General features: G+C 65.8%; 14 protein-coding genes. 13 read left to right on the forward strand and 1 reads right to left on the reverse strand.

Going from position 1 to position 14,493, the window contains the following annotated elements:
- From GOOTI_RS13025 to GOOTI_RS13060, 8 genes are all read left to right on the forward strand, one after another.
- Nucleotides 1–1,028, forward strand: a 1,028-nt coding sequence (locus tag GOOTI_RS13025) for an ATP-binding cassette domain-containing protein (protein ID WP_007239061.1), incomplete at its 5' end; no start/stop codon positions are given.
- 39 nt (nucleotides 1,029–1,067) lie between these two features.
- Complete coding sequence (locus GOOTI_RS13030; RefSeq protein WP_039994079.1) at nucleotides 1,068–1,484, forward strand: YccF domain-containing protein; 417 nt, start codon at nucleotides 1,068–1,070, stop codon at nucleotides 1,482–1,484.
- A 78-nt stretch (nucleotides 1,485–1,562) separates the two neighbouring features.
- A complete protein-coding gene (locus GOOTI_RS13035; protein ID WP_051997970.1) occupies nucleotides 1,563–2,912 on the forward strand; it encodes an NAD(P)/FAD-dependent oxidoreductase in 1,350 nt (449 codons plus the stop codon).
- Nucleotides 2,909–3,784, forward strand: coding sequence for a DUF1365 domain-containing protein (locus tag GOOTI_RS13040; protein WP_007239064.1), 876 nt, complete (start codon nucleotides 2,909–2,911; stop codon nucleotides 3,782–3,784). Before GOOTI_RS13035 ends, GOOTI_RS13040 begins: the two co-directional genes overlap by 4 nt.
- Entirely contained in the window at nucleotides 3,781–5,145 is a 1,365-nt protein-coding gene (locus GOOTI_RS13045; RefSeq protein ID WP_007239065.1) for a class I SAM-dependent methyltransferase, read from the forward strand. Before GOOTI_RS13040 ends, GOOTI_RS13045 begins: the two co-directional genes overlap by 4 nt.
- Nucleotides 5,142–5,972: a DUF1295 domain-containing protein gene (locus GOOTI_RS13050; protein ID WP_007239066.1), complete on the forward strand. Its 831-nt coding sequence runs from the start codon at nucleotides 5,142–5,144 to the stop codon at nucleotides 5,970–5,972. The genes GOOTI_RS13045 and GOOTI_RS13050 overlap by 4 nt, the downstream gene beginning before the upstream one ends.
- A 104-nt stretch (nucleotides 5,973–6,076) precedes the next feature.
- Nucleotides 6,077–6,646 carry an ECF RNA polymerase sigma factor SigK gene (gene sigK / locus GOOTI_RS13055; protein ID WP_051997971.1) on the forward strand — a complete coding sequence of 190 codons (570 nt, stop codon included), beginning with the start codon at nucleotides 6,077–6,079 and terminating at the stop codon, nucleotides 6,644–6,646.
- Nucleotides 6,639–7,436 (forward strand): anti-sigma factor, encoded by a 798-nt coding sequence (locus GOOTI_RS13060; RefSeq protein WP_007239068.1) that lies wholly within the window; start codon nucleotides 6,639–6,641, stop codon nucleotides 7,434–7,436. Before sigK ends, GOOTI_RS13060 begins: the two co-directional genes overlap by 8 nt.
- Before the next feature lie 66 nt (nucleotides 7,437–7,502).
- Here the strand turns inward: GOOTI_RS13060 and GOOTI_RS13065 are convergent, their stop codons facing one another.
- Nucleotides 7,503–9,227 (reverse strand): flavin-containing monooxygenase, encoded by a 1,725-nt coding sequence (locus GOOTI_RS13065; protein ID WP_007239069.1) that lies wholly within the window; start codon nucleotides 9,225–9,227, stop codon nucleotides 7,503–7,505.
- A gap of 412 nt (nucleotides 9,228–9,639) precedes the next feature.
- On the opposite strand from GOOTI_RS13065, the gene GOOTI_RS13070 reads away from it, so the two are divergent.
- From GOOTI_RS13070 to GOOTI_RS13090, 5 genes are all read left to right on the forward strand, one after another.
- Nucleotides 9,640–10,917 (forward strand): aromatic ring-hydroxylating oxygenase subunit alpha, encoded by a 1,278-nt coding sequence (locus tag GOOTI_RS13070; protein ID WP_039994083.1) that lies wholly within the window; start codon nucleotides 9,640–9,642, stop codon nucleotides 10,915–10,917.
- Complete coding sequence (locus tag GOOTI_RS13075) at nucleotides 10,917–11,975, forward strand: FAD-binding oxidoreductase (RefSeq protein ID WP_039994077.1); 1,059 nt, start codon at nucleotides 10,917–10,919, stop codon at nucleotides 11,973–11,975. The genes GOOTI_RS13070 and GOOTI_RS13075 overlap by 1 nt, the downstream gene beginning before the upstream one ends.
- Before the next feature lie 8 nt (nucleotides 11,976–11,983).
- A complete protein-coding gene (locus GOOTI_RS13080; protein ID WP_007239072.1) occupies nucleotides 11,984–13,192 on the forward strand; it encodes a sarcosine oxidase subunit beta family protein in 1,209 nt (402 codons plus the stop codon).
- A 31-nt stretch (nucleotides 13,193–13,223) separates the two neighbouring features.
- Nucleotides 13,224–13,490, forward strand: coding sequence for a sarcosine oxidase subunit delta (locus GOOTI_RS13085; RefSeq protein WP_007239073.1), 267 nt, complete (start codon nucleotides 13,224–13,226; stop codon nucleotides 13,488–13,490).
- Nucleotides 13,487–14,493, forward strand: a 1,007-nt coding sequence (locus GOOTI_RS13090) for a 2Fe-2S iron-sulfur cluster-binding protein (RefSeq protein WP_007239074.1), incomplete at its 3' end; no start/stop codon positions are given. The genes GOOTI_RS13085 and GOOTI_RS13090, both read left to right, overlap by 4 nt.

The raw sequence follows: 14,493 nt of genomic DNA on the forward strand, positions 1-14,493 counted from the left end.
CAACCTCCCCGCTTGGCCGAGCCGACCACAACTCCCCGCTGGTCGAGCCGACCGCAACCTCCCCGCTGGCCGAGCCGGCCACAACCTCCCCGCTGGTCGAGCCGGCCACAACCTCCCCGCTGGTCGAGCCGGCCACAACCTCCCCGCTGGTCGAGCCAGCCACAACCTCCCCGCTGGCCGAGCCGGCCGCGAGCGCAGCGAGCAGCCGCGTCGAGGCCACGCCCGACTCCGCAGTGGTCGTCGCGGCGAACCTGGTGAAGGACTTCCCGATTCGCAGTTCGGTGCCGTTCCGCAAGGCAACGCCGTTCCGCGCCGTCGACGACGTGAGTTTCACACTCGACCGTGGCACAACGACGGCCGTCGTCGGTGAATCCGGGTCCGGCAAGTCGACCGTGGCGCGCATGGTCCTCGGTCTGATCGAACCGACGTCGGGCACCGTGCACTTCGACGGCGACGACGTGACCTCGTTGACGGGCACGCGTGCGAAGGCTTTTCGACGCCGTGTGCAGCCCGTGTTCCAGAACCCCTACGGCTCACTCGACCCGATGTACTCGATCTACCGCGCGATCTCCGAGCCGCTCGTCGTGCACAAGATCGGTGACAAGAGCTCGCGCATCGCCCGGGTCCGCGAACTGCTCGACCTGGTCGCGCTGCCGTCGTCGGTGATGCAACGATTCCCGAACGAGCTCTCGGGTGGCCAACGTCAACGAGTCGCCATCGCCCGCGCACTCGCACTCAATCCCGAGGTCGTGGTGTGCGACGAGGCGGTGTCGGCGCTCGACGTGCTCGTCCAGGAGCAGATCCTCACCCTCCTCGACGACCTGCAGCGCAAACTCGACCTCACCTACCTGTTCATCACGCACGACCTCGCCGTCGTCCGGCAGATCGCCGATCGCGTGCTGGTCATGCAGAAGGGCAAGGTCGTCGACAGCGGCACCGCCGACGACGTCTTCGACAATCCGACGTCGGACTACACGCGTGAACTGCTCGCGGCGATCCCGGGACGGGATCTCGAAGTTCACCAGTAGTCCTCGCCTCTGCCTTCGGCGAGGACCACAATGGTGTTCATGAAGACGTTGCTGAACATCATCTGGTTGGTGCTGTGCGGGTTCTGGATGGCGTTGGGCTATGTCATCGCGGGCATCATCTGCTGCATCCTGATCATCACCATCCCATTTGGTATCGCGTCGTTCCGGATGGCCAACTACGCGCTGTGGCCTTTCGGACGCACCGTGGTCCGCGATCCCGAGTCGGGTGCGTGGTCGGTGATCGGCAATGTCATCTGGATCATCGTGGCCGGGCTGTGGCTGGCCATCGGCCATCTGACCACCGGCATCGCGATGTGCCTGACGATCATCGGCATCCCGCTGGGTATCGCGAGTTTCAAGATGATCCCCATCTCGCTGATGCCGCTCGGGGCGAGGATCGTGCCCAGTGGGTCGACCTCGATCGATTCCGTGATGGCCGCTCCGAGAGCGGCGTGATCCGGTGACCGCGATGCGGCCGAGACACAGTGTTCGATCCCACCCATCCGCACCGGTGTCCGGATCCGAACACCGGGCATGACACCGCGCCAACGTTCCACGCCACCGTCGACAGTCGCCGTCGTCGGTAGTGGAGTGGCCGGTCTCACCGCGGCGCATGTCCTGTCGACGCGCGCACGCGTCTCACTGTTCGAGGCCGACGACCGGCTCGGCGGCCATGCGCACACCCATTCCGTCGCGATGCCCGACGGCAGTGCCGTCGGCGTCGATTCAGGGTTCATCGTCCACAACGACCGCACCTATCCGACGCTGCTGCGGCTGTTCGCCGAGCTCGGCGTCGACACGCAAGAGACCGACATGTCGATGTCGGTCTCCTCGCGCGTCAGCGGCCTCGAGTACGCGGGTGCCCTCGGACCCTCCGGACTCTTCCCGACACCGCGGAACCTCACCCGGCCCCGATATCTCCGCATGCTCGGGGAGGTCGTGCGGTTCCACCGCGCGGCACGCACGCTGCTCGACACGCCGGACTCTGACGAACCACTCGACGACTTCCTCGATCGTGAGCACTTCTCGACCTACTTTCGTGAACACTTCATGTTGCCTCTCGTCGCGGCGGTGTGGTCGTGCGACGCCGCGTCCGCGAGTCGCTACCCGGCGCGCTACCTGTTCACGTTCCTCGACCACCACGGCATGCTGTCGGTGTTCGGTTCGCCGACCTGGCGCACGGTGACGGGAGGATCGAGGCAGTACGTGCAGGCGGTCGCCGACGGGATTCGACGCCGGGGTGGCGACGTGCACGTCGACACTCCGGTTCGCCACATCGCAGAGAAAGAAGACGGGACGGTCGAACTCGTCACCTCGGCAGGTCCCGCTCGGTTCGACGCCGTCGTACTCGGCACCCATCCGCATCAGGCTCTGCGACTACTCGACGCACCGACAGCCGAGCAGCGTCGAGTGCTTTCGGCAATCGAGTACTCGCCGAAACCCGCAGTGCTGCACTCGGATACATCGGTGATGCCGCGAGCCAGACGTGCCTGGGCGTCGTGGAACTATCAGATCCACGACGACGGGTCCGGCGTGGTCGACGACTCACAGGTCGCCGTCACCTACGATCTGACCCGCCTCATGCGACTCGATCCCAATCATCCACGCATGCTCGTCACGCTGGGACGCACCGATCTCGTCGACCCGACGACGATCATCGCGTCGATGACATATGAGCACCCCGTCTACACCACGGAATCGGTTGCAGCACAAGCACTCCTACCTGACATCGACACCGACTCGGTGGTCTTCGCGGGCGCCTACCACGGCTGGGGTTTCCACGAGGACGGCGCACTGTCGGGTACCCGCGCCGCCGCACGTCTCGGTGTCGTATGGGATGCACCACAACCGGTCAACGCCGACGACGAACGGGAGCCGGCATGACGAACTCCCCCACATCCGGCTTCACCGCACAACTCGTCCGCACTCGGATCACGCACACCCGCACCACCCCTATCCGGCACGCGTTCACCTACCGCAGTGTGTCGTGGCTGGTCGACATCGACGATCTCCCGACGGTTCCGGCCCCGCTGAGAGCCTTTGCGCGGTTTCGTGCGGCCGACCACTTCCCTGAACCGATGATCGACGACCAGACCCTGCGCGACCGGCTGACCGCGCATCTGCTCAGTGTCGGCGTCGAACCGCCAAACGGCAGGGTGGTCGCACTGATGTCGCCGCGGGTCGCGGGATACGTCTTCAATCCGCTGAGTGTGTTCTGGTGTCACCACGCCGACGGCTCGCTCGCGTTCGCGGTGGCCGAGGTCCACAACACCTACGGCGGACGTCACTGCTACGTCGTCGATCTCGACGACCACGGGCGCGCCGAAGTCGACAAGCAGTTCTACGTCTCGCCCTTCAACGACGTCTCCGGGCACTACCGACTGCGGATGCCGCCGCCCACCGGCGATCGGGTGGCCGTGTCCATCGTCCTCGAACGTGCCGGACATGCGCCGTTCGTCGCCTCGCTGTCCGGACGCACCGAGCCGGCGACGCCGCGCGCCGTGCTGGCGACGCAGGTCCGCACGCCACTTGTCCCCCTGGTGGTCTCGGCTCGTATCAGGTTTCAGGGAATCCGACTGTGGGCCAAGCGACTTCCGATCGTTCCCCGTGACGGCCTTCGCGGCCACACCGTTCCACGTGAAACCGACCCCTCCGACGGCCCGCTGGTCGAGCATCCCCAACCGCTGGCCGGGCGGGCCGCGAGTGCGGCGAGCAGCCATGTCGAGACCACCCACTATCCGAAAGGTCACCGATGAGTAGTCCCACCACCGACTCCGATTCGTCGGGCACCGAGTCGCGTGCACTCGGCACCGACCTCTCCGCTGCCGACGCACGCCGCTGGCCCGACGTCGCCGCGGTGCCAACCGGAACGGCGGCCCGCATCCGCGGCCGAGCTGCCGCATGGTTGTTCCGCCATGCCACGGCCGGAATCGGCGTGCGCATCGAATTGCCCGACGGGTCACGACGAGGATCGAAGACCGACGAGGTGTTGCCCCGCATGATCGTCCGACGGCCTGTGGCGTTCTCGCGTCGGGTCGGCTCGCTCGGTCTCATCGGGTTCGGCGAGTCGTTCATGGCGGGCGATTGGACCACCGACGACCTCGTCGGAGTCCTCACACCGTTCGCCGAACGAGTCGCGCGACTCGTCCCCAAGCCGCTGCAGACGCTGCGGTCGCTGGTCCTTCCCCGACATCCCGCTGACGAGGAGAACACGACCACCAACACGCGCACCAACATCGCACGGCACTACGACCTGTCGAACGACCTGTTCGCGACCTTCCTCGACGAGACGATGACGTACTCGAGTGCACTGTTCGAACCCGGACTCACCGCCGCGGACGCACCTGCTGCACACCCTCAACCCAGCCTGGCGACCTGGGATGACCTCGCCGACGCTCAGCGACGCAAGATCGACCGCCTTCTCGACGCCGCAGGTGTCGGCGCGGGCACCAGGGTTCTCGAGATCGGCACCGGCTGGGGTGAGCTCTGTCTACGTGCGGCGGCACGCGGCGCCACAGTCAGATCGGTGACGCTCTCGAGTGAACAGCGCGCCCTCGCCATGCAGCGCGTCGAGCAGGCGGGCTTCGCCGACCGCGTGCAGATCGACCTCCTCGACTACCGGCACGTCACCGGAACCTACGACGCGGTGATATCGGTGGAGATGATCGAAGCGGTCGGCGAGAAGTACTGGCCCGTCTACTTTTCGACGATCGACAGGGTTCTCGCACCAGGCGGACGAGTCGCCATCCAGGCGATCACCATGCCGCACGACCGGATGCGCGCATCCCGGAACACCTACACCTGGGTGCACAAGTACATCTTCCCCGGCGGACAACTCACCTCACTGCCTGCCCTCCGCGACGTCACCACCGAACACACACGACTCCGCCTGCGCGACAACCTCTCCATGGGCGCGCACTATGCGGAGACGTTGAGACTGTGGCGTGAACGCTTCACGGCGCGTCGTGCCGACGTCGCAGCGCTCGGATTCGATCCGACGTTCATGCGGATGTGGCAGTTCTATCTCGCTTACTCGGAGGCGGGCTTTCGCGCCGGGTACCTCGATGTCCACCAGTTGGTGTTCACCCGCGACGAACCCCAGGACGTGCGCCCGTGACCGGGCTGACCGGCTGGGCCGGGTTCGGAGTGGTCACCGGAGCGTCGCTGCTCTTCATCCTCGTGCTGCAGGCCATCACGTTCGCCATCGGCCGACGTCTGGGCCACTACAACGTCGTCGACGTCATCTGGGGATTCGGCTTCGTCGGCATCGGCTGGCTTGCGCTGATCCTCGGTGGAGGTGATGCGACGAGGCGCTGGATTCTCGCCATCGCCGTCAGTATCTGGGGCCTTCGACTGACCTGGCACATGGTCGGCAAGGTCCGTGGCAAGGGTGAGGACCCGCGGTACGCGAAGATCCTCGGCGAGAACCCCTCGGCTGGCCTGGTCATCCGCAAGATCTTCGGGACCCAGGCCGCGGCGCAGTGGTTCGTCTCCCTGCCGCTGCAGGTGTCGTCGGTAACCCATGCCACGCATGGGATCTGGTGGATCGTGCTGATCGCGGGCGTTCTCGTGTGGGCTGTGGGTATCACCTTCGAGGCCGTCGGCGACGCGCAGATGAAAGCGTTCAAGGCCGACCCGGCCAACAAGGGCACGATCATGGATCGCGGGCTGTGGGCATGGACCCGTCACCCGAACTACTTCGGCGACTCTGCCGTGTGGTGGGGCATGTGGCTCATCGCCGCGTCCGCGTGGCCGGGCGTTGTCACGGTGCTCTCGCCGGTCGTGATGACCTACTTCCTGGTGTATGCGACCGGCGCACGGCTGCTCGAACAGTCGATGAGCAAGCGCGACGGCTACCCCGAGTACCAACGACGTACCTCGTATTTCTTCCCTCTGCCGCCGAAGAAGGGTGAGGGGGCGGGTAGTCAGGGATCCACCCCATGACCGCCCTGCTCACCGCGCCTCGATGGTCGGCGACAGACCCCGGCTGGTTGAGGCCCGACACGTCGCCAATTAGGGTGAACTGCGATGAACGCAGAGGCCTGTCGGTGACCGCTGACCACGACGCCGGCACCCGGCTGCCCATACTTCTGGAGAAGATCGCATCCGGCGACGAGACGGCGTTCTCCGAGTTCTACGACCTCACCAGTCACCGCGTCTACGGCATGGTGCTGCGGGTGCTGCGCGATCCCGGCTACAGCGAGGAGACCACTCAGGAGGTCTACCTGCAGGTCTGGCGCTCGGCGTCGACGTTCCGTCCCGAACTCGGCTCCGCGTTGAGCTGGTTGATCACGTTGGCGCACCGCCGCGCCGTCGACCGTGTCCGGTCGGAGACTGCGAGCGCACGCCGCGAGGAGACCTACGGGGCCGAGGACTACACCGCGATGTTCGACGAGGTCAGCGAAGCGGTCGACAAACGTGAAACCAGCTCGCAGGTCAGGGGGTGCCTCGAGACGTTGACCGACGTCCAGCGCGAGTCCATCGGCCTCGCCTACTACGAGGGCCTCACCTATCGCGAGGTGTCCGAACGACTGTCGGTGGCGCTGCCCACCATCAAGAGTCGGATCCGCGACGGACTCGCACGCCTGCGCACCTGCCTCGGGGGTGCCGATGTCTGACGAAAGACAGACGGAGGCACCGTCTTCCGACGACAACCTGGTCAGCCTCGCACCGATGCTCGGCCTCGACGCACTCGGCCCGGCCGAGCTGGACTCGGTGGAACGACGCCGCGCGAAAGCGTCCGACATCGACCGCACCGCATTCGACCGGGATGTGCGACGCACGCGCGAGACGATGGCGTCAGTCAGTTCAGCCACCTCGGCCGCTCCCCCACCGGAGTTGCGCGCACGTCTGCTGCACCTGATCCAGAACGAACCGCAAGAGCAGACCCCGGTCACCGACGAGCACGACGACCCACCGGCGAGTCCCAGCGGAGAGGTCGTCACCTTCCCGGCGCGCCGTCGTATCGTCTACCTCGCGGCGGCCGCGATCGTGGCGGTCGCGATCGGTGCCGTGGGCTGGGCCATCGGCGCCAACCTCTCGTCGTCGGACGACACGCCCCAGCAGACCACGGCACAGCAGGTGTTCGACGCGAAGGACATCCGCACCGCGTCGGGGACGGTCGCGTCGGGCAGGGCGACGGTCGCGTACTCCGAGAGCGCCGACGCCGGCGTGCTCGTCATGAACGATGTGCCGCCACCCAAGTCGGGCACGGTCTACCAGATGTGGCTGGTCGGGCCCGAGGGCGCAACGTCGGCGGGGACCATGACCGACAAGGACGTCGCGCCGTCGACGACGGCGGTGATCCAGCACATCGGTGGCGCGAGGTCGCTGGCGTTCAGTGTCGAACCACCGGGCGGTTCGAAGACACCGACGGGGAGCTTTGTCGCAGAGCTACCGCTGACCTGACGAGAGCAAGCATGTTGTGTGGGATCCACGGGGGCATTTCTGTACCCGTGGATCCCACACAACTTCTCAGATCAGATGCTTCGGATGCACACGCCTCGGTGCCAACTGCAACAACGCCAACTGGCCGGCCATCTGCCACCGGTTCTCGACGGTCTCGGAATACAGGTCGTCGAGCGCGGCCCTGCCCAGCTTGTGCGGTCCGACGATCCGATAGCACGACTGGTTGAAGCTGCCGAACCACAGCTGGATGAACAGCCTGGGGTTCAACATCATTCGCCATGCGGGTACCAGGCAACCGATCTCGCGGGCGAGCGCGTCCAGATACAGCACCTGCGACGGGATCGCCTCCGTGTGGCCGGGACTCAACGCGGTCCAGTGCTCCTCCCACTCCTTCTCGCGACCGATGCGCTCGTCGATGTTCGACGGCAGCGTCAGCTTCCCGCTGCACAGCCGGGCGAAGTAACGCGCCTGCATCTCGGCACAGATCGGGATTCCACCGGAGAACGGACGAACGAACCCGATGAACACCGCGGTGCCGTCGTGTTCGGGATGGACGAAGTGCTTGTAGAGGTTGCGCACGTTGCCGTCCTTGACCTGGAGGTCACCGATCGACAGCTTCTCCGTGGTGAAGCCGGTACACAGCACGACGGCGTCGAACTGGCCGGAACTGCCGTCGCGGAAGCGTACCGTCGACCCGTCCGATCCGATGATCCCGCTGTCGTTCAACGACACCCGGCCGTCGACGAGGCTCGGAACGAAACTCACGTTCTTGCAGAAGATCGCCCGCTGCGCCCAACTCCCGTCCGGATGCGAGCGCCGATTCCACGTCCTGATCATGTCCCAATTGGCGGCGTTGTCGAGTGTGTCGATGTCGATCTTCGCGGGTTCCATCGGCTGGCCCAACGGATTGACGTCGGGTACGACGGTGCGTCGGCCACCTGGTGCCCTGCCCGCGAAGGCTCGCACCACACCCGTCGCCGTCGTCAGGATGCCCAGCACCACCGACACCGTCAGGAACACCGCCTTCACCAGGGAGTTTCGCCCCCACACGGTGTCGAGGACGAATGGATACTCCGACGATCGGCGGCACATCTCGTGGGCGTGGGCGCGCACGGTGCCGTTGTCGGTCGTGCGCGTGCGGTTGAACACACGCGGCAACAGGTAGGTATACGAGCGGATCGCAAGCGTGCATTCCGTTGCCGCATCGCCGATCTCGCGCACCAGGTCGGCACCCGACTCGGCCATACCGACTATCAGTACCCGTTTGCCCGCGAACCGATCCCTGTTGCGGTACTCCGACGAATGCACGACCTCGCCGGTGAAGCTCTCGAGTCCCGGAATCTGTCGGTTCGGAGTCTTGAACGGACCCGAGCAGACCGCTACGGCATCGAACGTCTCCGACGACGTCACTCCCTCGCGCACGGTCGTCACGGTCCACCTCCGCCCCTCGCGCCTGATATCGGTGACCTCGGCACCGAAGCTCACGCACTCGGCGAGACCGAAGCGATCCGCGTAACCATGCAAGTACTCCAGATACTGTGCACGCGTGTAGAAGACGCGGCCGTCGCCGAACGGGTGGTCGGAGTACGCCATCAGTTTCATCGAGATCGTCAGCATCAGATTGTCGTACGCCTTCATCTCGTCGGCGTCGGTCTGCGGGTCTTCGTGACGCAACCACAAGCCACCGAGATCTGCGTTCTTGTCGAAGCAGACGACGTCATGCCCCTCGTCGCGTAGTTGCTTGATCGTCGTCAACCCGCACGGGCCCGCGCCCACGACACACACCTTCATCGCCATTCCTTTGCGTCCGCGGGGCGTTGTTGTGTCACCCGACTGAGATTTAGGTTTATTTAGGTAAGGCTAACATCACCTGCTCGCTCGCGTGGCACCGAGATTCGCTGGTGGGACGGCATTTTCTTGTTCTCCGCGAAACCGTCCAAACGGACACGTCGGCGAATGTTTGTGTCTCGCCGTATTGACAGCGCCTCTTATAGCCCGCAGACTTGTTGCATCACGTGCGCATCGTTGCGTAATGAACAACATCACCCGCCCCCTTCCTCACCTCGACGACGTCGGCATGCACCCGCGCCGACGTGTACGCGACGCGGCTGCGAACCGAGAAAGACACCGAGCGCCGATGGCCACTGACGCACACCACGAGACGCCTTCTGCAACAACTGCTTTCGTCGGTCTCGGCACCCCGATGCGTACGCTGATCACCTCACGCATCCCAGGCGAGAGCCTCGTCGGCGAGTGCTACACCCATCAGGAGTGGTTCGACCTCGATCTCGACGAGATCTTCGCCAAGCAGTGGATCTTCGTCGCCACCGAACCGGAGATCGCCGAGCCCGGCGACTTCGTGACCGTCGGGTTCGGCACACGTTCGGTCATCATCACGCGTGACAGTCACGGCGTCGTCCGTGCTCACCACAACGTGTGTCGGCATCGCGGCGCACGGCTGCTCACGCAGCCGAACGGCTCGACGGGCACCATCGTGTGCTCGTACCACTCGTGGACCTACGGCACCGACGGCAGACTCATGTACGCCGAGGCCCAGGCGCCTGGCTTCGACAAGCGGTGCTACTCACTACGGCCGGTCGCAGTCCGCACCATCGCTGGCCTCGTATTCATCTGTCTCGCCGACGATCCGCCGGCAGACATCGATGATGTCGCGCGCATCGTCGAGCCCTACCTCGCCCCACACCGGCTGGCGGAGGCGAAGGTGGCCAAGCAGACCGACCTCGTCGAGAACGGAAACTGGAAGCTCGCGATGGAGAACAACCGCGAGTGCTATCACTGCGGCGGGCATCCCGAACTCCTCAATGTCTTCTTCCCGACATGGGGATACGACGATTCCGACGCCATCCCCGACCGCCTCGCCGCCGTCGTCGATCGCTACCGACGGGCGACGACTGAGCTCATCGACACCTGGACGCGGCTCGGCCTGCCCTATCCGCGCATCGCGCAACTCGACACCCGCCCCACGGGATTCCACATCGAACGCGAGGCGATGGACCTGGCAGGCGAGTCGTTCACGCTCGACGGCACCATCGCCTGCACCCGCCCCCTGACCGATACGCTCCCCGATCGCCGGCTGGGTCGCCTGTCGATGCACCTGCAGCCCAACATGTGGTTGCACATCACCAGCGACCACGCCGTGCTGTTCTCGGTCATACCGATCAGTCCCGGCGAGACACTGGTGCGAACCACCTGGTTGGTCAACAGCGCCGCGACCGAAGGCGTCGATTACGACATCGATCGACTCACCGGCGTCTGGGAGATCACCAACCAGCAGGATGCCGATCTGGTGCAGCTCGCACACCGGGGGATCTCGGATCCCGCATACGTTCCCGGCCCGTACGGGCCGTCGGAGTTCCAGGTCGAGGCGTTCATCAACTGGTACATCACCCGGCTGCGAGCGAACCTGGGTCTCGACGTCGAACAGCAGGCTGCTACCGACCAAATCGCGGAGAGTGCGTGATGAGCACCGACCACCTGCTCGTCTGCGTCGACCGCACCGAACTGACCCGCGACATGGCCACCTTCACGTTCCGCACCGTCGAGCCCTACACCTTCGTCTTCAATCCGGGACAGTTCCTCTCGGTCGGTGTCGAGATCGACGGCCGCACGGTCGAGCGTTGCTACTCCATCTCGTCGTCGCCCACCCGACCCGACACCCTGTCGATCTCGGTGAAACGCAAAGCCGGCGGCCACGTGTCGAACTGGTTGCACGACAACATGTCTCCCGGCCGGACTCTCACCGCATCAGGTCCGCTCGGACGGTTCAGCTACATCGACAAACCCGCCACCAAACTGCTGCTGATCTCCGCGGGCAGCGGCATCACCCCGGTGATGTCGATGCTGCGTGCAGCCACCGATTCCGACGCAGCGGTGCGCGAACACGACGGCTCCGTCCCCGACATCGTGTTCATCCACAGTGCACGCACACTCGACGACATCCCGTTCCGCACCGAACTCGACGACCTCGCAGTCCATCACCCCGGGGTCACCGTCGCCTTCGCCTGCACGCGACTCGTCGACGACGACACGAGCGCCTCATGGTCGGGGCACCGTGGCCGCCTCGATGCGGCGACGCTCACGCGTATCTGCCCCGATCTCGCAGAGCGGGAGGTGTTCCTCTGCGGTCCGGGGCAGTTCCGTGCCGGTGTGCGTTCGTCGCTCGTCGCCTCCGGCGGCACACTCGCCCACATCCACGAGGAGAGCTTCGGATTCCGGCTACCCACCGTCGACGACGGCGCGCCCGGCGAGACGCCCGAGGGCGTCAGCGTCGACTTCACCCGACGCGCACGTCGCATCCACGTCAGCGCGGGCACCACGATCCTCGCGGCGGCAGCGGCCGCGGGCGTCACGCTTCCCTCGTCGTGCGGCGTTGGTCTGTGCGGATCGTGCAAGGTCACCAAGACCTCGGGCGACGTCGTGATGAACCACCAGGGCGGAATCCACCGCCGCGAGATCGAACAGGGCAAGATCCTGCTCTGTTGTTCCGAGCCCCTCTCACCCGTAGTGATCGATCTGTGAGGACCACCATGACCAGCCCGCACCCCGACTTCCTGTGGCGCAACCCTGATCCTGCGCCCACCTACGACGTGGTGATCGTCGGCGGGGGCGGGCACGGGCTCGCCACCGCCCACTACCTCGCGCGCAACCACGGGATCACGAATGTCGCGGTGCTCGAACGTGGTTGGCTCGCGGGCGGCAACATGGCGCGCAACACCACCCTCATCCGCTCGAACTACCTGTGGGACGAGAGCGCTGCCATCTACGAGCACTCCCTCACGCTGTGGGAAGGACTCGAGGACGAGCTCGGCTACCCGATCCTGTTCAGCCAACGGGGAGTGCTCAATCTCGCCCACACCGAGCAGGACGTCCGAGATTCCGTCCGACGGGTGGAGGCCAACCGACTCAACGGAATCGATGCAGAATGGCTCGATCCCAAACAGGTTGCCGAGGTGTGTCCCATCGTCAACACCTCCGCCGACATCCGCTATCCGGTGCTCGGTGCCACATTCCAGCCTCGCGGCGGTATCGCCAAACATGATTGGGTCGCCTGGGGATTCGCCCGCAGCGCAAGCGACGCCGGGATCGACATCATCCAGAACTGCGAGGTCACCGGATTCGAGACCGACGCCGGTAGGGTCACCGCGGTCAACACCAGCCGTGGGCGGATCGGTGCGGGCACGGTCGCCCTCTGCGCCGCGGGCCACACCTCGACGCTCACCGATCAACTCGGCATCGACCTCCCGCTGCAGAGTCATCCACTGCAGGCGCTCGTGTCCGAACTACTCGAACCCGTCCACCCCACTGTCGTGATGTCCAACGCCGTGCACGTCTACGTGTCGCAGGCCCACAAGGGCGAACTGGTGATGGGAGCCGGCGTCGACTCCTACAACGGATACGGCCAGCGTGGCGCCTTCCACATCATCGAACGTCAGATGGCCGCGGCCGTCGAACTGTTCCCGATCTTCGGTCGCGCACGCCTCCTGCGGACCTGGGCGGGCATCGTCGACGTCACGCCGGATGCGTCGCCCATCCTCGGAGCCACACCGTACGACAACCTGTTCCTCAATTGCGGATGGGGCACCGGCGGTTTCAAGGCAACCCCTGCTGTCGGCTGGTGTCTCGCGCACACCGTGGCGACCGGGGCACCGCACGAGATCAATGCACCCTTCACCATCGACCGCTTCACCACCGGCGACCTCATCGACGAACACGGCGCCGCAGCGGTGGCCCATTGACCACCGTGTCCCCCGAACATCTGGAGATCCGTTGCAACTCATCACCTGCCCGTACTGCGGACCGCGCGAAGAAGTCGAGTTCCACTACGGCGCTGCCGCCGGTGTCGCCTATCCCGACAATCCAGCAGAACTCGACGACGTCGCGTGGGCGCGCTACCTGTTCTTCCGCCCGAACCCGAAGGGCGCACTGCGCGAACGCTGGTGCCACAGCGCGGGCTGCCGCCAGTGGTTCACCGTCGAACGTGACACCGTGACCTACACGATCTCGCCGCAACCGGCTGCGGAGGACGTACGATGACCCGGTCCCACCGCGCCACGACCGGCGGCCGCATCGATCGGAGCGTGCCGATCGAGTTCGAGTTCGACGGCGTCGCGTACACCGGTCATCCGGGCGACACACTTGCTTCTGCACTGCTGGCCAACGGGATTCGCACGATCACCAGCAGCGTCATCCTCGGCAGGCCCCGCGGTGTGACGGGTTCGTGGGCCGACGACGCCACCGCGCAGATCGGCATCGACGCCCCGTACAGCGAGCCCATGGTGCCCGCGACGACCGTCGAGTTGTGCCCCGGTCTCGTCGCGCACGGTGTCGCAGGACTCGGTGCACTGTCGTCTGACGTCGACACCGCACGATATGACTCGCTGCATCATCATCCGGACGTGCTGGTCGTCGGCGCCGGAGCCGCAGGGCTCATGGCGTCACTCATCGCCGCCCGCGCAGGTCTGCGAGTGCTCCTCGTCGACGAGCGCACCGAAGCCGGAGGCGCGACCCCGTGGGCGCCGTGGGTCACCGAGGCGGTTGCCGAGTTCGACGCGTTCGACACCACCTCACGGCTTGTTCGGACCACCGCGTTCGGCGCGTATGACGACGGCTTCGTCCTCGCCGTCGAACGGCGCACCGACCACCTCGGACTTGCTGCTCCGCGACAGGTCTCGAGACAGCGAATCCATCGCATCCGAGCTCGCCACACCGTTGTCTGCGCGGGCGCACACGAACGCCCGATCATCTTCGGGAACAACGACCTTCCCGGCGTCATGCTGGCCGGCGCGGCTGCGGACTTCCTCCGCCGCTACGGGGTCGTCGTCGGAACCAGCGCCGTCGTCTTCACCGCGTGCGACGCCGCGTACGACGCCGCGTTCACACTCGCCGAGGCGGGTGTCGACGTCCGCGCGATCGTCGACGTCCGCACGGATGTGGCAACTGATCTCACCGAACAGGCTGCGGCGCTGGGCATCACGCTGCACACCGACAGCGCGGTGGTCGGGGCCCTCGGGACCGACGCGGTCAGCGGCGTCGAGCT

The sequence above is a fragment of the Gordonia otitidis NBRC 100426 genome (genome assembly GCF_000248075.1).
GTDB classification, from domain to species: domain Bacteria; phylum Actinomycetota; class Actinomycetes; order Mycobacteriales; family Mycobacteriaceae; genus Gordonia; species Gordonia otitidis.

Coding starts and splice junctions, on each gene's coding strand:
- GOOTI_RS13030 (WP_039994079.1), top strand. CDS start 1,068: ATGAAGACGTTGCTGAACATCATCTGGTTGGTGCTGTGCGGGTTCTGG.
- GOOTI_RS13035 (WP_051997970.1), top strand. CDS start 1,563: ATGACACCGCGCCAACGTTCCACGCCACCGTCGACAGTCGCCGTCGTC.
- GOOTI_RS13040 (WP_007239064.1), top strand. CDS start 2,909: ATGACGAACTCCCCCACATCCGGCTTCACCGCACAACTCGTCCGCACT.
- GOOTI_RS13045 (WP_007239065.1), top strand. CDS start 3,781: ATGAGTAGTCCCACCACCGACTCCGATTCGTCGGGCACCGAGTCGCGT.
- GOOTI_RS13060 (WP_007239068.1), top strand. CDS start 6,639: ATGTCTGACGAAAGACAGACGGAGGCACCGTCTTCCGACGACAACCTG.
- GOOTI_RS13065 (WP_007239069.1), bottom strand. CDS start 9,227: ATGAAGGTGTGTGTCGTGGGCGCGGGCCCGTGCGGGTTGACGACGATC.
- GOOTI_RS13070 (WP_039994083.1), top strand. CDS start 9,640: ATGCGTACGCTGATCACCTCACGCATCCCAGGCGAGAGCCTCGTCGGC.
- GOOTI_RS13075 (WP_039994077.1), top strand. CDS start 10,917: ATGAGCACCGACCACCTGCTCGTCTGCGTCGACCGCACCGAACTGACC.
- GOOTI_RS13080 (WP_007239072.1), top strand. CDS start 11,984: ATGACCAGCCCGCACCCCGACTTCCTGTGGCGCAACCCTGATCCTGCG.